This window comes from Micromonospora humidisoli, assembly GCF_016900955.1.
Taxonomy (GTDB): Bacteria; Actinomycetota; Actinomycetes; order Mycobacteriales; family Micromonosporaceae; genus Micromonospora; species Micromonospora wenchangensis.
Genome location: NZ_JAFEUO010000001.1, coordinates 874,788 through 896,786, shown reverse-complemented (window position 1 = coordinate 896,786; position 21,999 = coordinate 874,788). Strand labels below are relative to the sequence as shown.

Annotated in this window: 22 protein-coding genes and 3 pseudogenes; 4 read left to right on the top strand and 21 right to left on the bottom strand. The window is 72.9% G+C overall.

Annotated features, from left to right (window positions below; all coding sequences use genetic code 11):
• Positions 1-15 precede the first annotated feature (15 nt).
• The 10 genes and pseudogenes from JQN84_RS03950 to JQN84_RS03915 form a co-directional block, all read right to left on the bottom strand.
• The gene (locus tag JQN84_RS03950) at positions 16-720 is read right to left on the bottom strand and encodes a 3-keto-5-aminohexanoate cleavage protein (protein WP_204956992.1); all 705 of its coding nucleotides are present in this window, start codon (positions 718-720) and stop codon (positions 16-18) included.
• Between the two features lie 2 nt (positions 721-722).
• Positions 723-1,400 carry a regulatory protein RecX gene (locus JQN84_RS03945; protein ID WP_204956991.1) on the bottom strand — a complete coding sequence of 226 codons (678 nt, stop codon included), beginning with the start codon at positions 1,398-1,400 and terminating at the stop codon, positions 723-725.
• 14 nt (positions 1,401-1,414) lie between these two features.
• Complete coding sequence (locus tag JQN84_RS32065; protein ID WP_372445910.1) at positions 1,415-1,915, bottom strand: hypothetical protein; 501 nt, start codon at positions 1,913-1,915, stop codon at positions 1,415-1,417.
• Positions 1,916-2,086: 171 nt separating this feature from the next.
• Positions 2,087-2,659: pseudogene (locus JQN84_RS32060) on the bottom strand (LAGLIDADG endonuclease); the annotation flags it as partial.
• 42 nt (positions 2,660-2,701) lie between these two features.
• A pseudogene (gene recA / locus JQN84_RS32055) lies at positions 2,702-3,553 on the bottom strand (recombinase RecA); the annotation flags it as partial.
• A 184-nt stretch (positions 3,554-3,737) separates the two neighbouring features.
• Positions 3,738-3,938 (bottom strand): DUF3046 domain-containing protein, encoded by a 201-nt coding sequence (locus JQN84_RS03935; protein ID WP_204923937.1) that lies wholly within the window; start codon positions 3,936-3,938, stop codon positions 3,738-3,740.
• A gap of 4 nt (positions 3,939-3,942) precedes the next feature.
• Positions 3,943-5,247 (bottom strand): MFS transporter, encoded by a 1,305-nt coding sequence (locus JQN84_RS03930; protein WP_204956989.1) that lies wholly within the window; start codon positions 5,245-5,247, stop codon positions 3,943-3,945.
• An 82-nt stretch (positions 5,248-5,329) separates the two neighbouring features.
• Positions 5,330-6,016, bottom strand: a complete 687-nt coding sequence (locus JQN84_RS03925; RefSeq protein WP_204956988.1) for a UdgX family uracil-DNA binding protein — start codon at positions 6,014-6,016, stop codon at positions 5,330-5,332.
• Positions 6,017-6,096: 80 nt separating this feature from the next.
• Positions 6,097-6,834 (bottom strand): GntR family transcriptional regulator, encoded by a 738-nt coding sequence (locus tag JQN84_RS03920; protein ID WP_204956987.1) that lies wholly within the window; start codon positions 6,832-6,834, stop codon positions 6,097-6,099.
• A gap of 251 nt (positions 6,835-7,085) precedes the next feature.
• Entirely contained in the window at positions 7,086-7,307 is a 222-nt protein-coding gene (locus tag JQN84_RS03915; RefSeq protein WP_204956986.1) for a helix-turn-helix transcriptional regulator, read from the bottom strand.
• A 255-nt stretch (positions 7,308-7,562) separates the two neighbouring features.
• Here JQN84_RS03915 and JQN84_RS03910 point away from each other — a divergent pair, with 255 nt between their 5' ends.
• Together JQN84_RS03910 and JQN84_RS03905 are read left to right on the top strand one after the other, a co-directional pair.
• Positions 7,563-7,730: a hypothetical protein gene (locus tag JQN84_RS03910; protein ID WP_204956985.1), complete on the top strand. Its 168-nt coding sequence runs from the start codon at positions 7,563-7,565 to the stop codon at positions 7,728-7,730.
• A complete protein-coding gene (locus tag JQN84_RS03905) occupies positions 7,727-7,987 on the top strand; it encodes a hypothetical protein (RefSeq protein WP_204956984.1) in 261 nt (86 codons plus the stop codon). Before JQN84_RS03910 ends, JQN84_RS03905 begins: the two co-directional genes overlap by 4 nt.
• Here JQN84_RS03905 and JQN84_RS03900 read toward each other — a convergent pair.
• Complete coding sequence (locus tag JQN84_RS03900; RefSeq protein WP_204956983.1) at positions 7,977-9,317, bottom strand: aminotransferase class I/II-fold pyridoxal phosphate-dependent enzyme; 1,341 nt, start codon at positions 9,315-9,317, stop codon at positions 7,977-7,979. The genes JQN84_RS03905 and JQN84_RS03900 overlap by 11 nt on opposite strands.
• Positions 9,318-9,355: 38 nt before the next feature.
• On the opposite strand from JQN84_RS03900, the gene JQN84_RS03895 reads away from it, so the two are divergent.
• Entirely contained in the window at positions 9,356-10,756 is a 1,401-nt protein-coding gene (locus JQN84_RS03895) for a bifunctional pyridoxamine 5'-phosphate oxidase family protein/GNAT family N-acetyltransferase (RefSeq protein ID WP_204956982.1), read from the top strand.
• Positions 10,753-11,418 carry a leucine efflux protein LeuE gene (leuE, locus tag JQN84_RS03890; protein WP_204956981.1) on the top strand — a complete coding sequence of 222 codons (666 nt, stop codon included), beginning with the start codon at positions 10,753-10,755 and terminating at the stop codon, positions 11,416-11,418. Before JQN84_RS03895 ends, leuE begins: the two co-directional genes overlap by 4 nt.
• Before the next feature lie 73 nt (positions 11,419-11,491).
• Here leuE and JQN84_RS03885 read toward each other — a convergent pair whose 3' ends face one another.
• From JQN84_RS03885 to JQN84_RS03840, 10 genes and pseudogenes are all read right to left on the bottom strand, one after another.
• The gene (locus JQN84_RS03885; protein WP_204956980.1) at positions 11,492-12,421 is read right to left on the bottom strand and encodes a sporulation protein; all 930 of its coding nucleotides are present in this window, start codon (positions 12,419-12,421) and stop codon (positions 11,492-11,494) included.
• Between the two features lie 182 nt (positions 12,422-12,603).
• The gene (locus tag JQN84_RS03880; protein ID WP_204956979.1) at positions 12,604-13,668 is read right to left on the bottom strand and encodes a hemolysin family protein; all 1,065 of its coding nucleotides are present in this window, start codon (positions 13,666-13,668) and stop codon (positions 12,604-12,606) included.
• A gap of 146 nt (positions 13,669-13,814) precedes the next feature.
• Positions 13,815-15,167, bottom strand: a pseudogene (locus tag JQN84_RS03875) (hemolysin family protein); the annotation flags it as partial.
• A 161-nt stretch (positions 15,168-15,328) separates the two neighbouring features.
• Complete coding sequence (gene mnhG, locus JQN84_RS03870; RefSeq protein WP_204956977.1) at positions 15,329-15,682, bottom strand: monovalent cation/H(+) antiporter subunit G; 354 nt, start codon at positions 15,680-15,682, stop codon at positions 15,329-15,331.
• A gap of 154 nt (positions 15,683-15,836) precedes the next feature.
• Positions 15,837-16,100: an MrpF/PhaF family protein gene (locus JQN84_RS03865; protein ID WP_204923926.1), complete on the bottom strand. Its 264-nt coding sequence runs from the start codon at positions 16,098-16,100 to the stop codon at positions 15,837-15,839.
• Positions 16,097-16,681 (bottom strand): Na+/H+ antiporter subunit E, encoded by a 585-nt coding sequence (locus JQN84_RS03860; RefSeq protein WP_204956976.1) that lies wholly within the window; start codon positions 16,679-16,681, stop codon positions 16,097-16,099. Before JQN84_RS03860 ends, JQN84_RS03865 begins: the two co-directional genes overlap by 4 nt.
• On the bottom strand, positions 16,678-18,183 hold the full coding sequence (locus JQN84_RS03855; protein ID WP_204956975.1) for a Na+/H+ antiporter subunit D: 1,506 nt from the start codon (positions 18,181-18,183) through the stop codon (positions 16,678-16,680). The genes JQN84_RS03860 and JQN84_RS03855 overlap by 4 nt, the downstream gene beginning before the upstream one ends.
• Positions 18,180-18,650, bottom strand: coding sequence for a Na(+)/H(+) antiporter subunit C (locus tag JQN84_RS03850; RefSeq protein WP_281899650.1), 471 nt, complete (start codon positions 18,648-18,650; stop codon positions 18,180-18,182). Before JQN84_RS03850 ends, JQN84_RS03855 begins: the two co-directional genes overlap by 4 nt.
• The gene (locus JQN84_RS03845; protein WP_204956974.1) at positions 18,647-21,481 is read right to left on the bottom strand and encodes a Na+/H+ antiporter subunit A; all 2,835 of its coding nucleotides are present in this window, start codon (positions 21,479-21,481) and stop codon (positions 18,647-18,649) included. Before JQN84_RS03845 ends, JQN84_RS03850 begins: the two co-directional genes overlap by 4 nt.
• 107 nt (positions 21,482-21,588) lie before the next feature.
• Positions 21,589-21,966: a hypothetical protein gene (locus tag JQN84_RS03840; RefSeq protein WP_204956973.1), complete on the bottom strand. Its 378-nt coding sequence runs from the start codon at positions 21,964-21,966 to the stop codon at positions 21,589-21,591.
• Between the last annotated feature and the right edge of the window lie 33 nt (positions 21,967-21,999).

Below are 21,999 nucleotides of genomic sequence, written 5' to 3'. Positions count from 1 at the left end.
CCGGACCCGGTCGGGTCAGCGGGCCCCCCGCGCGCGGGCGCAGCCCGCCAGGGCGGCATTGTCGGGGGCGCGTGACCCGTCCGGCAGGTGCAGGGTGTCTTCCAGGCCGATCCGGGTGTCCAGACCCCGGCGGACCGCCTCGAAGAACACCGGCCAGGTGGCCGGCCCCTCGCCGTGCAGCAGCACCGGAGGATCACCGGGGGTGAGGCGGGCGAGCATGTCGGCGGCGTCGGCCAGCGCCCGGTCCGGCTCGTCGGCCAGGCATTCGACCAGGACCCGACCGGTCGGCACCCGCCAGGCGCGCCAGGCGCGGACCGCGTCCACCGTCCACAGGCCGGCCTCGACCAGCACGCCTCGTTCGTGCAGGGCCGCCGCGACCGCCTCGGCACCGTCCTCGTGGGCGTTGACCGAGGCGAAGTCGGGCAGCACCGACCAGGCGCGGACGGCGGCGACCCGGTCGGCCGGATCAGGTGCGATCCACGCGCCGGTGCTCACCCCCACCGGCAGCCCCGGCCGGGCGGCGCGGATCGCGGTCACCGCCCCGGCGATCACCGACGGGGACAGCGACTCGGCACCGTCGGCGTCGCGGGGATGGACGTGCACCGCCGCCACCCCCAGCTCGGCACAGCGCACCGCGTCGGCGGCCAGCTCGGCCGCGGTCAGCGGCACGGCGGGGTGCTCGTCGCGCCGCCGGGCACCGTTGAGGGACGCCTTCCACACGGTCAGCCCCGCTCGCCCTCGGCGTCGGCCAGCGCGTCGGCGTCGATCTGCTCGGCGAACTCGGCCGCCTCGGCGCTCTGCGCGGCCAGGGCGTCCTTCACCGCCCGGATCGCCACCCCGGGCGGGTAGCCCTTGCGGGCGAGCATGCCGACCAGCCGGCGGAACACCGCGTCGGGCTCGCCCCGGGCGGTCCGCAGCTTCCGGTCGACCAGGGCGCGGGCGGTCTGCGCCTCGGTCTCCTCGTCCAGCTCGCCGAGCGCCTCGCTGGCCACCTCGCCGTCCACGCCCCGCTGGCGCAGTTCGTTGGCCAGCGCCCGGCGGGCCAGCCCGCGACCGTTGTGCCGGCTGGAGACCCAGGCGCGGGCGAAGGCGGCGTCGTCGATGATGCCGACCTCGTCGTAACGGTCGAGCACCTGGGCGGACACCTCGTCGGAGATGCCCTTCTTGGCCAGCGCCCCGGCCAGCTCGGCCCGGGTACGCGGGCGCACCGCGAGCTGCCGCAGGCAGATCTCCCGGGCCACCTCGCCCTCGTCCCGGGGCGTCGATTCACCAGATGTCGGCTCGGTCTCGTCCGACGACCCCCGGCGACCTCGCCGGGGGCGGGGCGTCGTGTCATCGGCACCCGCACGGGGTGGGGAGGCGTCCCAGCCCCGCCCCGTGCGGGCGCGTCGTCCTGCCATCGGGGCGCGACCGGTCAGAAGTCGACAGGCGGCAGCTCAGGGCCACCGGCGGCGTCACCCGCGCCCACCCCGACCCCGAGCTTCTCCAGGATCTTCTTCTCGATCTCGGCGGCCACGTCCGGGTTCTCCTTCATGAACTCCCGGGCCTTCTCCTTGCCCTGGCCGAGCTGGTCACCGTCGTAGGTGTACCAGGCACCCGACTTGCGGATGATCGCCTGCTCCACGCCGACGTCGATCAGCGAGCCCTCGCGGGAGATGCCCTTGCCGTACATGATGTCGAACTCGGCCTGCTTGAACGGCGCGGCGACCTTGTTCTTGACGACCTTGACCCGGGTGCGGTTACCGACCACGTCGGTGCCGTCCTTGAGGCTCTCGATGCGGCGCACGTCGAGCCGGACCGAGGCGTAGAACTTCAGCGCCCGACCACCGGTGGTCGTCTCGGGGCTGTTGTGCACCATGACCCCGTCGACGAAGTAGTTGTGGTTGCCCTCCACCTCGATGTCGAACCGGTTCATCGAGCGGGTCCTGGGCTTGACGTGCACGTCGATGATCCGGGCCGGCACCGGGGTGAGCTCCGCCGAGGCGAACTGCGGCTCGACCGCGCACTGCCCCTGGAACCGGGGAAGCAGCTTCGAGTGCATCGCCGCCGGCACGTACGGCGCGACCAGTTCCTGGAACCGGGCGGACGACGCCGTCGTGAAGATGATCGACGCCGTTCCCCGGGCACCCCGGGAAACCAGCTTCACCTCCATGCCGTACGCGTCGCGCAGATGCTCCACCAGCCGCTCACGGCTGCCTTCCGCCATCGCCTCGACGCAGATCTCGATCCGGCCGGAGCCACCGGCGGTGCGCTCCTGCACGCCCTTGGAGCGGACCGTGAAGCACCCGTCGTCCATGTACCACACGGCGAGGGCAAGCGGCGTGAGGGCCTTGAGGTAGTCCCAGCTGAGGTGCTTCCTGCCGTCACCCAGATAGACCGCACGACGCAACTCGTCCAGCTCGGGCAGGGGCGTGAAGTCGGCAAACGCGGCACCGCGCTCGTCGGTGCGGCGGGAGTGGGTGATGTTGCCGAGCAGGGACACCTTCCAGTCGAGGTAGTCGACCTGCGCAGCGCCGTGCCCGAGGCGGAAACGGACACCGGAGCGGTCCGCCCGGTTGGGCGAGAGGGCACCGTCACCCATCAGCGAACCGAGCACGACCTGCCACTGCTGCTCACTCAGCCGCCGCGGCTCGGCCAGCATGACCCGGTCACCGGCGATCAGTTCGCCGGCCTCCCGCCAACCGCCGGGCGTACGGATCAGGTGGTTGGCGGTGGCGGCGAACTGTGCACGGCCGTTGCCGCCCGACTTGGCCACGGTGAACTGGAGGAACTGCTCGGCGGGGCCGTTGTTGAACCAGTTGGTGATCCGCTTCGGCTCCACCCGGTCGGTTTCCGGGTTGTAGGAGAGAACCTCGACGTCCATCCGCTGATTGACGATCTTGCCGATCTTCTCCTGCGTGCCGTCGGCCAGGGTCACCCTGGTCGAGTACGACATACAGCCGAACATGACGCCGATCTTCTCGCGGAGCTGGTTGATGAAGATCGCCGTGGTGCCGGTGTTGTTGAGCACGCCGGTGATCTTCCGCAGCGCCTGGCTCATCAGCCGGGCCTGGAGGCCGACGTGGCTGTCGCCCATCTCGCCCTCGATCTCGGCGCGCGGCACCAGGGCCGCCACCGAGTCGATCACGATGATGTCGATCGCGCCGGAGCGGACCAGCATGTCGGTGATCTCCAGCGCCTGCTCGCCGGTGTCCGGCTGGGAGACCAGCAGGGCGTCGGTGTCGACACCGAGCGCCTTGGCGTAGTCGGGGTCGAGCGCGTGCTCGGCGTCGACGAAGGCGGCGATGCCGCCGGCCCGCTGGGCGTTGGCCACCGCGTGCAGGGCGACCGTGGTCTTACCGCTGGACTCGGGACCGTAGATCTCGACGACCCGGCCCCGGGGCAGGCCACCCACGCCGAGCGCCACGTCGAGCGCGATGGAACCGGTCGGGATGACCGAGGTCTGGACGACCGGGCGCTCGCCCAGCCGCATCACCGACCCCTTGCCGAACTGCTTGTCGATCTGAGCGAGAGCAAGGTCGAGTGCCTTCTCCCGGTCGGGCCCTGCGGCCATGTTTGCCACTCCTGCCTTCGCCGGCGTCTTTCCTGAGCTTCGCGTCACGCGGACACGCTAGGCGCTGGGTCCGACAGAAAACCAGCCGACGGGCCGCGAGCTGTGGACGAGCACCCCGCTGTGGACAATAGCCGAACAGGTGTACGAGCCGGCAAGCGACACGCGGACAGGGTCCGACGGCAGCTCAGCGTAGTCGCGCCGGCACCCGGTCGGGGTACGCGGCGACCACCGCCCGCCACACCACGTGGGTCTGCTCGCCGGCCGCGAGGGCCTGCTCGATGGTCCGCCCGTCGAGTTGGGAGAGCACCTGGTCACTGGCGATGCTGGTCGCGTAGCCCGACCCGAACGCCTCGTCCAGCCGGGTCCAGAAGTCGGTCAGCCGCACGTGATCACTCCTCCTCGTCGGGTGCCGTCGGTGGCACCCGGCGCAACGCTAGCGCCAACAGCGGCACCACCGCGATCGCCGCCAGCAGGGTCAGGGTCGGATAACCCGCCACCCGCATGACAAACCCGCTGGCCGCCGCCGCGCCCGCCCCGGCCAACCCCATCGTCAGATCGGAGAGCCCCTGCACGCTGGGGCGTACCCGGGACGGCACCGCCTCGGACAGCAGCGTCGAGCCGGCCACCATGGTCGCCGACCAACCCAGCCCGAGCAGGGCCAGGCCGACCGAGAGGCGCGGCGTGTGGTGCCCGGCGGTGCCGGCGACCGCACAGGCCGAAAGCAGGGTGCCCACGCCGACGAGGATCACCGCGCGCCGGCCCCACCGGTCGGTGAGCCAGCCCACTACCGGCGAGAACGCGTACATGCCGGCGATGTGCACGCTCAGCACGATGCCGACGACCCGCAGCACGTCCGCGTCGGAGTGCGACTCGCCGAGGCGTACCGGGGTCATCGCCATCACCGCGACCATCACCAGGTGGCCGACCGCGACGGCGGCGATGCCCAGCCGGGCCGCCGGCCGGCCGCGCACCACCCGCCAGGCCGCCCGCATGCCGGCCCGCCGCCCGCCCGGCGCGGGGGCGGCGGCACCGGGCGGCGTCCCCGCCTCGGCCGCCGCGAGCCGCCGCGCGGTGAGCAGCGGGTCGGGCCGCAGCAACAGCAGCAGTACGACCGCGGCCAGGCCGAACGCGGCGGCGCTGAACGCGAACGGGCCGGCCAGCGACGGCAGCCCCCAGGCATGGGTGACCCGGTCGGCGAGCGCGGCGAAGTTGGGTGCCGCCACCGAGCCGATGGTGGTGGCCCAGACGACCAGGGAGAGCTGCCGGCCCCGGCGGGCCGGTTCGGCGAGGTCCACCGCCGTGTAGCGGGCCTGGAGGTTGGCCGCCGTGCCGCCGCCGAACAGCAGCATCCCGAGGAAGAGCAGCGGCACCCCGCCGGTGACCGTGGCGAGCACCACCAGCAGCGCCCCGACCGCCCCGGTCAGGTAGGCCACCACCAGCCCCGGCCGCCGGCCGTGCCCGTTCATGATTCGGGTGACCGGTACGGCGAGCAGCGCCGCGCCGACCACCCCGCAGCTCTGCGCCAACCCGGCCACGGCGGTGCCGGCGACCCGGGCCGCCAGCAGCGCCCCGACGGAGATCCCGATCGCCACCCCGACCCCACCGATGGTCTGGGTGGCGACGAGCAGCCGCAACGTACGCCGTTGGATCGGGGCGACGTCGGGCCGGGCGGGCACGCGCAGGTCGACGGTCATCGCAGCTCCTGGTCCGGGGAGGCCATCCTCGCGCAGCCCGCCCCCCGCCCGCACCGGGGTTCCCGGGCGTGCGGTTCGGCGGTCAGCCTGCCAGGGCGCGGGCGGCGACCGTGAGGTCGTCCACCAGCCCCCGGTAGGCGACGTCCTGGTTGTCGGCGCGCAGCACCGCCGACGGGTGGATGGTGGCGAGCACCCGGGCGGCGGGCGCGCCGACGCGGTCCGGAGCCCGGGTGAAGTCCCCCGGATGCTCGGCGGCAGCCGGCCAGGGCAGCAGTTCGCCACGCTGCCGGGTGACCCGGAACGTCGGGCCGAGCAGGGCCTTCGCCGCCGTCGCGCCGAGCACCACCACCAGGTGCGGGCGGAGCCGGGCGAACTCGGCGACCAGCCACGGCCGGCAGGCGACGATGTGCACCCGGTCCGGGGTCTGGTGGATACGACGCCGGCCGCGCAACTCGTGCCGGAAGTGCTTCACCGCGTTGGTGATGTAGAGGTGGGCCGGGTCGAGGCCGGCGTCGTCGACCGCCCGGCGCAGCAGCCGGCCGGCCGGGCCGACGAAGGGCAGGCCGTGCTGGTCCTCCAGGTCGCCGGGCTGCTCGCCGACGAAGACCACCCGGGCGCTCTCGTCGCCCCGGCCGAAGACGGTCTGGGTGGCGTCCCGGTACAGCTCGCAGCCCCGGCAACCGGTGGCTGCGGCCCGCAGCTCGGCCAGTGTGCCGGCCTGCGGCGGGATGAACTGCTGGGCACCGGGTGCGTCGGTCTGCTCGGCCATGGCGACTGTTCTACCCGTTCCCGCCAGTGCACCCGCGACGGACCCACCGGGCCGGCACGTTCTCAGTCGTGTCAGGCCGCTCAGGCGAGGTCGATCAGGTAGTCGAGGCGAACCCGGTCTCCCGGGAGCACGATATCGGCGACCTCCGCGACCACGTCATCCACATAGGTCTGCCGAGTAATGGCGACGACTGGTATACCGCCCGGAATCCGCAGGGTGTGCACCTCGTCCGGCAGTGGCATTCGGGCGCTCACCTGTTCACGTACGGCGGTGATGTCATAGCCCAGGCTGTGCAGTTGGGAGGTGTTGCCACCGGGCCACGGCTCGTTCGCGGGATCGGCCACCGGTGTGCCCGCCACCATGGACAGCAACAGGTACGAGGTGGACATCTGCTGCGGGACACCGTGGATACGGAAGACGAATCGACGCTCCAACAGCATCGTCCCGGGCGGCACCCCGAAGAGTCCTGCCACAGGAGCAGCCGCGGGAATCTCCCTGAACTCCCTGTCCAGGGTGTACGCCGACCAGGCCACCTGCTGATCGACGGTGAAGGCCGTGCCCAGCTCACCGTTCCGTACCTGGTCAAGCTCGACTCGGTACCGCTCGGAGCCGAGCCGGCGAACGGGCACGACCGGGCGAACGTAGGTGCCCCTGCCCTTCTCTGCCACGGTCAGGCCCTCTGCGCGCAGCAGCGCCAAGGCCTCCCGCACCGTACCCCTGGCGACGGAGAACTCCGCCATGAGGGCGGATTCGCTGGGCAGCAGGGAGCCGGGTGGGATCGCACCATCCGTGATCCGGCGGCGCAACTCGTCGGCCACGATCCGGTACCGACGCGGCTCTACGTGCGGGGTAGGCACATCCGTCAACTTACCCACCGGTTGCGACGACTCCCACCACACTCCTGTCTAGACAGGAGTGTGGTGACATGACGGGCACAGAAAGTGACCCGGGTTCAGACCTCGCGCGCCTCACCAACACCTCAAGAGGCAGCGAGATGCGCAAGACCACATGGCTCCAGAACCACCGAAACCATTGACGCACACCAACGACTTTCGACTGGAGCGTTCCGCTACAACTCCTCATCGACCTCGACCAGGTGAGGTCGCTTCTCAAGAATCCACGCCTCCACGTCGGATCTCAACCAGATCTGACCCATCTTGAGAATAGCGGCCGGCGGAGGAAAATCCCTGCGTCCGATCAGGATGTAGGCGCGCTGCCGTGAGATTCCCAGACGCTCCTGGATCTCGCCAGCTCCCCACACCTCCAACCGGGTTCCTCTGAGCAGAGCCATACCCACAATCTTAGATATGGGATGCGATGGCAACAAACCTTCTGTGCCCGGCTATTGCTGCCCGGAAAATCGTGCACCACGGAAGCCGCTGCCGCCACGCACTCGACTTGTCCTCAACCCTAGTGTCAGGAAACGCGCATGTGTCGTGGGAAGTGGTTCCACCGGCCTGTCGAACCTGTCGACGTCGTACAACAGATCAGGCCCCGGCCCGCGACCGGGACTGAACCGCGATCCGGCGAGCCACCGTTCGCCGTGGTGATGGCCGGTTACGTCGTCGACTTCCACCACCGCAACGCCTGCTCCAGGTGCCGGCCGGACGGTTCGTGCGCCCGCCTCGCCGACGCGGGCGCGACGCTGCGCTCCTGGCGGGACCGGCGCGTCCAGCGGGAGCTGCGCGCCCGACGGGACCGGGACGGCCGGTGAGGGCTGGCGACCTGGTGTACGTGACCAGCGCCGCCAGCGTGCAGTTCCTCCGGCCCATCCGGTTGCGGGTCATCCGGGTGCTCGACTGGCCCACGTACGACGGATGGGTCTGGTTGGAGGGCTACCAACTGGACGCGGCCGGCGACGCGGTCGCCCGCCGGAAGGTCTTCGTACGTCCGGCGGGGTTGACCGCGCCACCGGAGCCGACCCCCGGGCAGCGGGGCGGGAGCGGGCCGACGGCGCGGGTCAGGCGGTGAAACCGACCGGGCCGGCGGGGCGGACCGCCGCCGCCACCGCGTCGGCCAGCGGCACGAGGTCGGCGTCGTCGAGTGCGCTGACCGTGATCCGGACGGCGGGCGGGCTGCCGAGCCGGGAAAGGCCGCCGGGCGCGACCGACCAGCCGGCGTCGCGTAGCGCGGTGACCGTGGCGGTCTCGTCGGGCACCGGCAGCCAGACGTTGATGCCGCTGCGGCCGTGCCCCGCCACGCCCCGGTCGGCCAGCGCGGCGAGCAGCCCGCGACGGCGACGTTCGTAGGCGTCGGCGGCCCGGTCGACCAGGGCGGTGGTGGCCGGATCACGCCAGAGCGACAGGACGAGCCGTTGCAGGACGGTGGAGACCCAGCCGGCCCCCACCCTGGCCCGGCCGGCCACCCGGGACACCGTCACCTCGTCACCGGCCAGCACCGCCAGCCGCAGGTCGGGCCCGTAGGGCTTGCTGACCGAGCGGACGAACGCCCAGGTCGGGGTGGCCCCGGCCAGCGGGTGCACCGGCAGCCGGGAGAGCTCGGCGGCGTGGTCGTCCTCGATCAGCAGCAGGTCGGGGCGGCCGGCGAGCAGGGCCCGCAACTCCCCGGCCCGGTCGGCGGAGACGGCAGCGCCTGTCGGGTTCTGCGCCCGGCTGGTCACCACCAGCGCCCGCACCCCGAGCGCGACGGCGTCGCGCACCCCGCACACGACGGGCCCCTCCTCGTCGACCGGGAAGCCGACCGGCCGCAACCCGAGCGCGGCGACCAGGTCGAGCAGGTTGGCCCAGCCCGGGTCCTCCAGGCCCACCGCGTCGCCGGGGCGCAGGTGGGTGGCGAGCAGCCGTTCGATGCCGTCGAGCGCGCCCCCCGTGACGGTCAACTCGTCGGCGGGCACCCCGTCGGCGGCCAGCCGGGAGCGGGCGGCCTCGGCCAGTGCGGGGTGCACGCCGGTCGTGGCGTATCCGACGGGTGGGCCGACCGTGTCGGCGAGCGCGGCCAGGTGCGGGCCGAACGGCGGCAGCAGCCGGGGGTCGGGTTGCCCGTGGGACACGTCCCGGGTGCCGGGTGCCGGGGCCGGAGCGCGCGCGGCGCGACGCGGGGCGACCGGCGGGCGGGGGCGCACCCGGGTGCCGTGTCGGCCGGCGGTGACCACCAGACCCCGCTGGCGCAGCTCCTGGTAGGCGCGCGCCACGGTGGCCGGGCTGACCGCCAACGCGGTGGCGAGGGCGCGGACGGGCGGCAACGCGTCACCGGCGGCGAGCGCGCCGCTGCGGATGCCGGTTTCCACGCTCGCCGAAATCGCGGCGGACGTGGACCCGAGGATCTGATAATGTGCTGCCACAGTTTCAGGATCGTACTAGAACAAAGGCGGGATGTCACATGTACGCGCCGACCGCACGCACCACCGCCAGCCGCAGCCGGGACCGGATGAGCTACGACCGGGCCACCGCCCACGCGGTGCTCGACGAGGCCTACCACTGCGTGCTGGGGTTCGTGGTCGACGGTGAGCCGCGACTGCTGCCCACCCTGCACGTCCGCGTCGGTGACACCCTCTACCTGCACGGTTCCACCGGCAGCCGGCCGCTGCTCGCCGCCCGGGGCGACGCCGGGCTGCCGGTCTGCGTCACGGTGACCCTGCTCGACGGGCTGGTCTTCGGTCGTTCCCAGTTCCACCACAGCGCCAACTACCGCTCGGTCGTCGCCCACGGCACCGCCCACCTGGTGACCGACGAGGAGGACAAGCGCACGGTGCTCACCGCCCTGGTGGAAAAGGCTGCGGCCGGGCGGGCCGCCGACAGCCGCCCCCCGAGCCGGCGGGAGCTGGCCGAGACGGCCGTCCTGGCGCTGCCGCTGCGCGAGGTGTCGGTGCGGACCCGCACCGGCGGGGTCCGCGACGAGCCAGCCGACCTCGACCTGCCGTACTGGGCCGGGGTGGTGCCGCTGCGGCAGGTCGCCGGCCCGCCGGAGCCCGACGCCGGGGTGACCGCCCCGCTGCCGGCCTACCTGTCCGGCACCGGCGCCCCCGTGCGGGAGCCGGTCGGACCGGCACGCCCCGACCCGGCGCACGTCACCGTCCGGTCCGACACCGCCGGGCCCGCCGGGTCGGAAGCCCGGGCCACCGCGTCGGGAGCGCACTCCACCGGGTCGTCCGGGCCGGGTTCCGCCGTCTCGCCGTGGTACGAGCCGGTGCCGCTGCGCGGCGCGCACGTGCTGCTGGAGCCGCTCACCCCGGCGCACGCCGACGACCTCTTCACCGCCACCGCCGAGCCGGAGGTCTGGGCCCACCTGAGCCACCCGACGCCCACCGACCCGGCCGCGATGCGGGCCGTCGTCGGCAGCGCGCTGGACGCCCGGCGACGCGGCGAACGGGTGCCGTGGGTGCAGCGCTGCGCCCGCACCGGCGCGGTCATCGGGTCGACCTCCTACTACGACCTCGACCCGGCGCGGCGCTGCGTCGCCATCGGGTACACCTGGCTCGGCCGCCCGTGGTGGCGCAGCGCCGTCAACACCGAGGCCAAGTTGTTGCTGCTCGGTCGGGCGTTCGACGACCTGGGGGCGGTGCGGGTGGTCTGGCAGACCGACATCCGCAACACCAGGTCGCAGGCCGCGATCGCCCGGCTCGGCGCGACCCGGGAGGGCGTGCTGCGGATGCACCGGCAGCGCCCGGACGGCTCCTGGCGCGACACCGTGCAGTACGCCATGACCGTCGACGAGTGGCCGAACGCACAGGCCAGGCTGCGGGAATGGCTTCGCCGTTCGGCACCGGCGGAGCGAGGATGACGGGCGTGCTGGGCATCACCGACATCTGGACGTACGTGTTGGGCACCGTGGCGATCATTCTGCTGCCGGGGCCGAACTCCCTCTTCGTGCTCTCCACCGCCGCCAAGCGCGGCGTGGCGACCGGCTACCGGGCGGCCGGCGGGGTCTTCCTCGGCGACTCGGTGCTGATGATCCTCTCCGCTGCCGGGGTGGCGTCGCTGCTCAAGGCGTACCCGCCGCTCTTCCTTGTGATCAAGTACGCCGGTGCGGCCTACCTGGGCTACGTCGGGCTGACCATGCTGCGGGGGGCCTGGCGACGGTGGCGTGACCGCCACGACCCCGCGACGCCCCGACTGATCGACGCCGCCGAGCCCGAGGCGCTGCGCAGCCCGTTCCGCAAGGCGCTGGTGATCAGCCTGCTCAACCCGAAGGCGATCCTCTTCTTCATCTCGTTCTTCATCCAGTTCGTCGACCCCGGCTACGCCTGGCCGGCGCTGTCGTTCCTGCTGCTCGGGCTGATCGCCCAGGTGACCAGCGCGCTCTACCTGACCGCGCTGATCTTCGCGGGCACCTTCCTGGCCGCCCAGTTCCGGCAGCGTCGCCGGTTGGCCGCCGGCGCCACCACCGGCGTCGGCATGCTCTTCCTGGGCTTCGGCATCAAGCTCGCCACCGCCTCGATCTGACCCCGCCCTCACACGACACCGGGGACACCGGGACGACGCACCTGGCCCGCCGACACCGCTGCGGCCGGGCGGGTCAGGTGCCGTCACCACCCCCGCCCCCGCTGCCGATTCCTCCACTCCCGGCGGTGCCACCCAACCCGAAACCCGGGCGCACCGGTTCGTCAGGCTGTCGGCTGACGTGGGCCGACTCGGTGACCCGGGCCGACCAGTGCGCATCCGAGGCCGCCGCCGCGTGCCGGTCGATCGCCCTACGCAACCACCTGTCCACCACAGTTACCCAGTCCTGCTGGTCGGCACCGGTGTGCCAGACCCGGAACCGGCTGATGCTCTGGTGGCTGATCCCGGTCAACGACAGCCGCCGGTCCATCCAGAGCAGCACCTCCAAGCCGGCCGGGTTGGTCACGAAGATCAGCTCCAGTTCGGTGATCGGGCCGGCGTAGAGCGGGGCGACCCAGTAGCCGAGCCGCTGGTGCACCGGCAGGGTCTGCGCGACCCCCGGCAGCCGGCTCGACACCAGACCCGCCTGCCGCAGCACGAAACCCAACGTGTCCAGCGCGGCGAGCACATGCTGCTGGGTGGGCAGCGGATGGATGAAGACCGGCACCATCGCACCCTGCTCCAGTTCCGGGTCCACCGACACCTCGGTACGCAGCCCGGTACGCATACTCATCACCGGTACCCCGCCGAAGATCGTCACCGGGGTCTCCCACGGCAGCGGCACGGCGAAGTCGATGGCCCGCCGCCGCCCCGCCGGTACGACGAACCGTCCCCCCACCGGCACCTGGTGGTACTGCACGAGGCGACGGGGTGAACGGGGGTCCTCCGGTTCGGCGGTCGCCACCAGAGCCAGCCGTACGTGCCGGATCGGCACGTCCTGCGACCCGGCGCTGAGGGTCACCCGCCCCGGCAGCCGCAGCCCCGGGCGGGTGCTCGGATTGGTCAGGGTGGTACTCACCGACAACCCGGTCACACCGGACTCCCGGGACACACCGGTCAACCGCATGACCGTCCGGGTTCCCGCTGACCGGCCCGGCACTCCTCCACCCGAACACCCGACCGGGCGGAGCGGGGCGGGCGGCTTCTTCGACCAACGCGAGGGGGCGATGTAGCGGTGTCCATGCCACTGCGACACCACCACACCGCCCCTGTTGCGTCGATCCTGCGCAACGACGGTCGGTACGACCGTCAGCGCATCCGGCGGCCCCTCGGGATCGGGTCGGTCTCGTCGTCGAACTCGCCGATGACCTCTTCGAGGAGGTCCTCCAGCGCCACGAAACCGATCGGCCGGGTCGGGCCGCCGCCGTTGCGGACCAGCGCCAGCTGGGCCTGGTCGGCGCGCATCGCGGCGACCGCCTCGGTGACCGAGGAGGTGGCCGGCAGGGTGAACGACCTGGTCATCAGCTCGGCGGCGGTGGCCGCCCGGCCGGTGGTGACGGCCCGGACGGCCTCCCGTACGTGCACCAGACCGCACACCTCACCGCCGTCGTCGAGGACGGCGAGCCGGGACCTGCCGCTGTCCCGGCTGACCTGCTCGATCCGCTCGGCGGTGTCGGTGCGGTGGACCGTGACGATCTGGTCGAAGGGTTCCATCACCTGCGCGACGGTGGTGCCCTGCAACTCCAGCATGCTGGTCAGCATCTGGTGCTGTTCGGCACCGAGCAGCCCGTGCTCGCGGGACTGTTCGAGCAGGATGCGCAGTTCATCCGGGCCGTGGACCTGGGCGAGCTGGTCCTGCTGCTGCACCCCGACCAGCCGCAGCATCGCGTTGGCCAGGGCGTTGAGCACGGACAGCACCGGGCGGGCGACCCGGGCGAAGGCCCGGAACGGCAGCGCCAGCAGGGTCGCCGAGCGCTCGGCATCGGTGATCGCCCACGACTTCGGGGCCATCTCGCCGACCACCAGGTGCAGGAACGTCACCAGCCCCAACGCGAAGACCAACGCGACGACGTGGCTGGCCGCCTCGGGCAGGCCGACGGCGTGCAGCAGCGGGCTGATCAGGTGTTCGATCGCCGGTTCGGCCAGCGCACCCAGCCCCAGGGTGCACAGGGTGATGCCGAGCTGCGCGCCGGCCAGCATCAGGGAGAGTTCCCGTACCCCGTCCAGGGCGGCGCGGGCGGCCCGGCTGCCCGAGGCGGCGGTCTGTTCCAGCCGGTAGCGCTTGGCCGCGACCAGGGCGAACTCGGCGGCCACGAAGAAGCCGTTGAGGGCGAGCAGCAGCACCGACACCAGCAGTGCGACGGTGGGGCTCATGACCGCTCCTCCCGGCCCTGGGTGACGTGGGTGTCGGCACCGCCGCCGGCGGCACGGGCGTTCGCGCCGCCGCGTCGGTCACCCCTGTTGCCGGTGGCGCGGGCGTTGGTGGCGCGGCGTTGGTCGCCCTCGCCGCCGATGGCCGGGGGTTCCCCGTCGGGGTTCTGGTCGCCGGCCAGGGTGAGCCGGACGGAGTCGGCCACGTGCCGGTCCACGGCGAGCACCTCGACCAGGGCCGTCGGCCGTTCCGCGGGCTCGTCGTGGTCGACCGGCAGGCTGATCTCCAGCCGGTCGCCCACCTCGGGCACCCGGCCCAGCTCCCGCATGACCAGCCCGGAGAGGGTGTCGTACTCGGGGGCCTCGGGCAGGTCGATGCCGGTGCTGTCGGCGACCTCGTCGATCCGCCAGCGGGCCGGCACCACCCAGGAGCCGTCGTCCTGCCGGATCGGGGCCGGCTCGGGCGGGTCGTCCTCGTCGCGGATCGGTCCGACGAGTTCCTCGGCGATGTCCTCCAGCGTGATCACGCCGGCGAAGCCGCCGTACTCGTCGACCACGCAGGCGAGCTGCCGGTGCCCGGACCGCAGCCGGTCCAGCACCGTGGGCAGCGGCAACGTCTCCGGCACCAGCAGCGGCGGTACGGCCACCGCGCTGACCGGGGTGGTGGCGCGCTCGGCCGGCGGCACCCCGAGCACGTCGGCGATGCCGACCACACCGACGAGGTCGTCGACGCCGTCGACGCCGCGTACCGGGAACCGGGAGTGACCGGTGTCGAGCAGCTCGACCACCCGGCTGACCGGTTCGTGCGACCGGATGGTGTGCACGTCGACCCGGGGCACCATGGCCTCCCCGGCGGTCAGCTCCCGGAAGTCGAGACCCCGGTCGAGCAGGTCGGACATCTCGGCGTCGAGGTGCCCCTCCTCCCGGGACTCGGCGATGATCTGTTCCAGGTCGGCCGGGGTGGCGCCGCTGGGCAGTTCCTCGATCGGTTCGATGCCGACCCGGCGCAGCAGCCGGACGGCGGCCCGGTCGAAGAGGGTGATCAGCGGCCCGGCGATCTTCAGGTAGATCAGGGTGGACCGGCTCAGCGCCCGCGCCAGGGTCTCGGGGCGGGCGATGGCCAGGTTCTTGGGGGCGAGCTCACCGAGGACCATCTGCACGATGGTGGCGATGACCAGCGCCAACGCCACCGACAGCGGCAGGCTGACGCCGGTTGCGACGCCGACGCCGCCGAGCAGTTCGGCCAGCCCGGCACCGAGGTAGGGCTCGGCGGCGTAACCGACGAGCAGGGCGGTCACGGTGATGCCGAGCTGTGCCCCGGAGAGCATGAACGACAGCCGTCCGGTGACCTCCAGGGCGCGGGCGGCCTTGGCGTCGCCGTCGTCGGCGAGCTGCTTGAGCTTGCCCCGGTCCACGGCGACGTAGCCGAACTCCTGCGCTACGAAGTAGCCGGTGGCGGCGGTGAGAACGATGATGAGTACGAGGCCGACGACGATCAACACGGGTCGCTCAGGGCTCCCGTGGACGTCGGGGCGGGGGATTGCCGGGCACGACCCGGCTGGCTACTGCTGCCCTCCTGGGCAGAGGAGTCGATCATGCCGCAATTCTATCGGCGGTTGCTGGACGCCCGCTGAGGGTGGGGACAAAGTTCCTGCTCATCCCGCTATTCACCGGTCCGGGGTGGTTCCCCGGCCAGTTCGTCGACGTCGAGCAGGCTGCGGTCGACCCGGCCGGACCGGTAGGCGGCCCGACCGATCATCTGGGCGGCCACCGGGGCGGTGGCCAGCTGGAAGACCCCGACCAGGATGATCATGCCGAGGTCGGCGGCGGTACGCAGTCGCAGTACCAGCCCCAGCAGCAACAGCAGCACCCCGAGCACCTGGGGTTTGGTGGCGGCGTGCATCCGGTCCAGCACGTCCGGGAAGCGCAGCACACCGATCCCGGCGGCGAGGCTGAGCAGCGCCCCGGACACCAGGGCGACGGCGGCCAGCCAGTCGGTCACCGTACCCACGCTCATGCCCGCCCTCCCCCGGCCGGAACCGACGCGACCCGACCGGGACCCGGGATCCGGAGTCGAGCCGGCGCGCGGCGTCGACCCGGCGCGCGGTCGCGGACCGGCAACCGGTCGCGGCCGGACCCGGAACGGCGGCCCGACCCCGGGGCGGGCGGGGTCACGGCTCCTCCCGGGCGGCGAAGCGGACCAGGGCGACCGAGCCGACGAAGCCGAGCAGGGAGAGCACCACCAGCACCGGCAGCGTGGTGGCGTGCCGGTTCACCGCCGCCTCCGCGCCGACCGCGCCGAGCATGGTGGCGAGCAGCAGGTCGGCGGCGATGACCCGGTCCAGCAGCGACGGGCCCCGGTAGATCCGGGCCAGCGCCAGCAGGGCGGTGGTCGACAGCAGCACGGTCAGGACGACGGCGAGGACGACGGTCACGGGGCCTCCGTGGGTTCGGTGGTGAGCTGCCGCAGCTCGGCGGCGGAGCCGACGGCCCGCACGATCCGTTCCTCGACGGCGAGGATGCGGTCGCGGCTGCCGGTCAGGTCGGCCGGGGACCGCACGTCGAGCACGTGCACGTAGAGGACGCCGGCGTCCCGGTCGACCTCGACGATCAGGGTGCCCGGCACGAGGGACAGCAACTCCGCGGTGAGCGCCAGGTTCAGGTCGGTACGGACCCGCAGCCGCACCCCGATGATCGCGCCGCGCGGGCGGAAGCCGGGGCGTACGGCGATGGCGGCGACGTGGATGCTGGCGCTGACCAGCTCGACGACGAAGACCCCGGCGAGCCGGAGCAGCGCCCGGGGCCGCAGCCGACCGCCGAAGGAGACCGGTGGGAGCGGGAAGAACACCAGCACCGCCCCGCTGACCAGCAGGCCGGCGAGCAGGTTGGCCGGGGAGAAGTTCCCCCAGAGCAGGTTCCAGACCACGACCAGCCAGCCGAGGGCGATCAGCTGGTCCCGGCGGCGTCCGGTGGGCGGGGGCGGTGTGCCGGCCCGGCGGCGCGTCCGGCCGGTCACGACGGGCCGCCGGGCAGCACGGCCCGCACGTACGGGGTCCGCAGCCGCAGGTCGACGGCGGCGTCGGCGGTGACCTGGAACAGCGGGCCGGCGGCGACGGTGAGCGCCAACCCCAGCACCACCAGCGCGGCGGTGGCCCCGATCATCAGCGCGGGCAGCCGGGTCACCGGGTCGGCGGTGGCGAGCTGCGGGGCACGCCAGAACGCGATGTTCCACACCCGGGAGGCGGCGTAGAGGGTGAGCAGGCTGGTCAGCGTGCCGGCGACGACCAGCACCCAGGGCAGCGCGCCGCCGTGCGCGACCCCGGCCTGGAGCAGACCGACCTTGCCGAGGAAGCCGGAGAACGGGGGGATGCCGGCCAGGTTCATCGCCGGGACGAAATAGAGCACCGCCAGCAGCGGGGCGATCCGGGCCAGCCCGCCGAGCCGGCGCATATCGGTGCTGCCGGCCCGCTCCTCGACCAGGCCGGCGACCAGGAACAGGGTGGTCTGGATGGTGATGTGGTGCACCACGTAGAAGATCGCGCCGGAGAGCGCGGCGGTGGTGCCCAACGCCACCCCGAAGATCATGTAGCCGATGTGGCTGACCAGGGTGAACGAGAAGAGCCGCTTCATGTCCGACTGGGCGACCGCGCCGAGCACGCCGACCACCATGGTCAGTCCGGCCGCCACCATCAGCAGGGTCGATGCCTCCCCGCCGGGGAAGAGCAGCGTCTCGGTCCGGATGATCGCGTAGACGCCGACCTTGGTGAGCAGGCCGGCGAAGACGGCGGTGACCGGTGCCGGGGCGGTCGGGTAGCTGTCCGGCAGCCAGGCGGACAGCGGGAACAGCGCCGCCTTGATGCCGAAGGCGAGCAGCAGCGTCAACTGCAACGCCAGCCGTACGCCGTCGGGCAGCGCGTCGAGCCGGCCGGCGAGCTGCGCCAGGTTGAGGGTGCCGGTGGCCGCGTACACCAGTCCCACCGCGGTCAGGAAGATCATCGAGGAGAGGATGCTGACCACCACGTACGTCGAGCCGGTGCGGATGCGGGCCTCGGTACCGCCCAGGGTGATCAGCACGAAGCTCGCCGCGAGCAGGATCTCGAAGCCGACGAAGAGGTTGAACAGGTCACCGGCGAGGAACGCGTTGGTGATCCCGGCGGTCAGCACCAGGTAGGTGGGGTGGTAGATGCTCACCGGCGCGGACTCGCTGGTCTCGGCACGGCCCTGGCCGATGGAGTAGAGCAGCACGCAGAGCGTGACCGCCGACGAGACCACCAGCATCAACGCGGCGAGTTGGTCGGCGACCAGCACGATGCCGACCGGCGCGGGCCAGCCGCCCACCTCGGTCACCACCGGCCCGTCCCGGTGGGCCCGGACCAGCAGCAGCACCGCGACCACCAGGTTGGTGGCGAGGGCGACCACGCTCACGGTGCGCTGCAACCGCGGCCGGTTGACCAGGATCAGGGTGAGGGCGGCCCCGAGCAGCGGCACCACCACCGGCAGCGGCACCAGGCGGTTCACCGGATGCCGCCCGGTCGGCGGGGCGGTTCCGGGTCCACCTGCTCGGGGTCGTCGCCCGGCCCCTCGCCGCCGAGGTCGGCGTTGGGTACCTCGTTGCGGGCGGCGAGCGCGACGATCTGCTGGTCCTCCACGTCGTCCTGGACCTCGTCGTCACCGCCGAGATACCAGCTCCGGTACGCCACGGCGGCGAGGAAGGCGGTCAACCCGAAGGTGATCACGATGGCGGTGAGCACCATGGCCTGCGGCAGCGCGTCGCTCATCGCGTCGTCCGGGCCGGCGCCCACCACCGGCGCCCCACCGGAGCGGCCACCGACCAGGATGAGCAGGTTCACCCCGTTGCCGAGCAGGATGACGCCGAGCAGGATGCGGGTGAGGCTGCGCTCCAGCAGCAGGGTCACCCCGGTGGCGGTGAGCACGCCCACGGCGATCACCAGCACCAGCGTCGGGCCCGTCCCACCGTCCCTCACCGCCGGTCCCCCTCGTGGTCGACGACGAGCCCCCGGTCGGACTTGCCGGCCGCCTCGATGTGCCTGTCGATCTCGGCGCCGAGGCTGCGCAGGATGTCCAGCATCAGCCCCACCACGATCAGGTAGACGCCGATGTCGAAGAAGAGCGAGGTGACCAGGTACGGCCCGCCGAGGCCGGGCAGCGGCAGGTCGACCCGGGTACTCGCGAGCACGGTGCCGGTGGTCAGCAGGGAGACCACGCCGCCACCGACGGCGATCGCCAGGCCGGCGCCGAGCACCGTGCCCGCCCCCACCGGGGCCGCCTCGGCCAGTTCGTACCGGCCACCGGCGAGGTAGCGCACGACCAGCGCCAGGCTCGCCACCAGGCCACCGGCGAAGCCGCCGCCGGGCGCGTTGTGGCCCGAGAAGAGCAGGAACAGCGAGAAGAGCACGATCGTGTGGAACAGCAGCCGGGTCACCACCTCGAAGACGATGGACCGACGGCGCGCATGCAGGGTGGTCCCGCCGCGCAGCCACACCGCCCGGTCGCCGTGGCCGGCGGTGGCGGGTTCCACCCGACGCGGTCGCGGCCCGGTGCGGGACCGTTCGAAGATCAGGCTGGCCACCCCGGTGGCGGCCACCACCAGCACCGACAGTTCACCCATGGTGTCCCAGGCCCGGATGTCCACCAGGGTCACGTTGACCACGTTGCGGCCGTGGCCCTCGGCGACGGCGAGCGCCGGGAAGGCGGTCGAGATGGACACGGCGGTCCGGGCCCCGGAGGCGACCAGCGCCAGTCCGGCCAGCACCACGCCCACGGCGACGCCGAGCACCCGGCGGGCCCACCGGCTGCGGCGCAGCGGCCGGGCCGAGAACCGTTCCGGCAACCGGCGCAGCACCAGCACGAACACGGCGATGGTGGCGGTCTCCACCAGGAACTGGGTCAGCGCCAGGTCGGGTGCCCCGTAGAGGACGAACAGCATGGCGGTGCCGTAGCCGGTCACCCCGACCAGCAGCATCGCGGTCAGCCGCCGTCGGGCGTTGACCGCGAAGAGCGCCGCGACCCCGATGACCAGCCCCACCACCAGTTGCAGCGGGCTGTCCCAGACCGCGATCCGGGTCCGCCAGGGGCTGGTGCTGAGCAGGGCCGCACCCGGCACCAGCACCAGGGCCAGCAGAACGGTGCCCAGGTACAGCGGCAGCGAGCCCCGCTGGGTGGCCCCGGTGACCTCGATGGCGAGCCGGTCGAACCGGTGGGTGGCCCACTCGTACCCCTGGTTGCCGGTGAACGGCAGCTTCCACCGGGCCAGCGCCGGGGCGAGCGGGCCGCGGACCGCGTGCAGCACGGCCCCGCCGGCCAGCGCCAGCACGGACAGGCCGAGGGCGGGGGTCAGGCCGTGCCAGAGGGCGAGCGTGTCGTACGGCGGGCCGAAGAGTTCCGCGTACGGGTCGAGCAGGCCGTTCAGCGCGGCGGCGGCCGGGCCGGCGACCAGCCCGGCGAACGCGAGCAGGGCGGGTGGGGCGAGCATCGGCAGCGGTACCGGTTCCGGTGTGGTCTCGGCGGTGCCGGGGCGGGTGGCGAACGCGCCCCAGAGGAAGCGGATGCTGTAGGCGACGGTGAGCGCGGTGCCCAGGACCAGCCCGGCGAGCACCACCGGGCGGGCGGTCAGGGCGGCGAAGACCGCCTCCTTGGCGACGAAGCCGAGCAGCGGCGGCACGCCCGCCATCGAGGCGGCGGCGAGCGTGGCGACCACCGCCAACGCTGGGGCCCGGCGACCGAGACCGGAGAGTTCTCGCAGGTCACGGGTGCCGACGTCGTGGTCGATGATGCCGACGACGAGGAACAGCGCCGCCTTGAACAGGGCGTGGGCGAGCAGCATCGCCACCCCGGCGAGCGCGGCGTCCGCGCTGCCCGTGCCGATCGTCACGGTCAGCAGGCCGAGTTGGCTGACCGTGCCGTAGGCCAGCAGCAGTTTCAGGTCGCACTGGCGCAGCGCCGCCCAGCCGCCGGCGAGCATGGTGACCAGGCCGAGGGTGAGCAGCACCGGCCGCCACGGGCCGGTGTCGGCGAGCACCGGGGCGAGCAGGCCGATCAGGTAGACGCCGGCCTTGACCATCGCCGCCGCGTGCAGGTAGGCGCTGACCGGGGTGGGTGCGGCCATCGCCACCGGCAGCCAGCCGTTGAACGGCACGATCGCCGATTTGGCCAGCGCGCCGGTCAGGATGAGCAGCACCGCCGCGACCAGCGTCCCGCCGCCGGGCAGGGGCGCGGCGGCGATCTCCGACCAGCGGTAGCTGCCGGCGTGCCCGCCGAGGATCAGGAAGCCGAGCAGCATGGCCAGCCCGCCGAGGGTGGTGACCGTGAGCGCCTGGGCCGCCGCCCACCGGCTGGAGCGGCGCTCGGTGCTGTGCCCGATGAGCAGGTAGGAGAAGACGGTGGTGAGTTCCCAGAAGACGTAGAGCAGCAGCAGGTCGTCGGCGAGGACCAGGCCGAGCATCGCTCCGGCGAAGGCGACCAGCACCGCGACGAACCGGGGCAGGCCCGCCGCGCCGGGGGCGAAGTACCGGCCGCAGTAGACCAGGACGAGCGCGCCGACCCCGCCGACCAGCAGGGTCATCAGCCAGGACAGCGTCGTCATCCGCAACGCCACGTCGAGGTCCAGCTGGCCGATCCAGCGGTACGTCTCGACGACCGCACCGCCGTCGTGGACCGCCGGGGTGCGGGTCAGCGCCCAGCCGAGGGCGGCGGCGGGCACCAGCGCCAGCGGGTAGCAGGCGCGCGGGCCCCACCAGCGGACCAGCAGCGGCGCGACGAGCGCCGCCACCAGATGGAGGAGCAGCAGTACGAGCACGCGTCCTCCCCGTCGAACTGGCGGCGCGCGCCGGGCGAGTTGTCCGGCCAGCACCGATCACACGCCAGTTCTACCCACTATGGGGCGTTTTCGGGGAAATAGTCCGATCAGCCGGGTGGAGTGTCCGCGCCGGGGAGCGCGGGGGTCAGCGCGCGCCGGGACTCGACGAGCAGGTCGGGGCGGCCGAGCTGGAGGGCGACCTTGTCGACCACCCGCTGGGCGACGGCGAGCGAACGCACCGGCAGCATCGTGCCGCGGCTCTCCCGGCGGAGCACGAAATAGTGCACGGCGACCCGCACCTGACCCCGGTCGGCGGCGCCGGCCTGGGCGGTGGAGACGACCAACTCCCGCAGACTGTCGGCGAGGCGCTCGGCGAGCGCCAACTCGGGGCCGCGCAGACTGGTCCGCAGGGCGGTGAGGTGACCTTCGACCTTGCGGATGAGCACGTCGGTGCCGGGCGTCGGGCCACGCTCCTCGACGAACATCCGATTCCTTTCACCTGGTGCGGCGTTCCGGGA

What these genes read in the sequence shown, in the direction of transcription:
- JQN84_RS03945 (WP_204956991.1), bottom strand. Translation starts at nt 1,400, where the DNA reads ATGGCAGGACGACGCGCCCGCACGGGGCGGGGCTGGGACGCCTCCCCA.
- JQN84_RS32065 (WP_372445910.1), bottom strand. Translation starts at nt 1,915, where the DNA reads ATGAACCGGTTCGACATCGAGGTGGAGGGCAACCACAACTACTTCGTC.
- JQN84_RS03930 (WP_204956989.1), bottom strand. Translation starts at nt 5,247, where the DNA reads ATGACCGTCGACCTGCGCGTGCCCGCCCGGCCCGACGTCGCCCCGATC.
- JQN84_RS03925 (WP_204956988.1), bottom strand. Translation starts at nt 6,016, where the DNA reads ATGGCCGAGCAGACCGACGCACCCGGTGCCCAGCAGTTCATCCCGCCG.
- JQN84_RS03915 (WP_204956986.1), bottom strand. Translation starts at nt 7,307, where the DNA reads ATGGCTCTGCTCAGAGGAACCCGGTTGGAGGTGTGGGGAGCTGGCGAG.
- JQN84_RS03895 (WP_204956982.1), top strand. Translation starts at nt 9,356, where the DNA reads ATGTACGCGCCGACCGCACGCACCACCGCCAGCCGCAGCCGGGACCGG.
- leuE (WP_204956981.1), top strand. Translation starts at nt 10,753, where the DNA reads ATGACGGGCGTGCTGGGCATCACCGACATCTGGACGTACGTGTTGGGC.
- JQN84_RS03885 (WP_204956980.1), bottom strand. Translation starts at nt 12,421, where the DNA reads ATGCGGTTGACCGGTGTGTCCCGGGAGTCCGGTGTGACCGGGTTGTCG.
- JQN84_RS03880 (WP_204956979.1), bottom strand. Translation starts at nt 13,668, where the DNA reads ATGAGCCCCACCGTCGCACTGCTGGTGTCGGTGCTGCTGCTCGCCCTC.
- mnhG (WP_204956977.1), bottom strand. Translation starts at nt 15,682, where the DNA reads ATGAGCGTGGGTACGGTGACCGACTGGCTGGCCGCCGTCGCCCTGGTG.
- JQN84_RS03840 (WP_204956973.1), bottom strand. Translation starts at nt 21,966, where the DNA reads ATGTTCGTCGAGGAGCGTGGCCCGACGCCCGGCACCGACGTGCTCATC.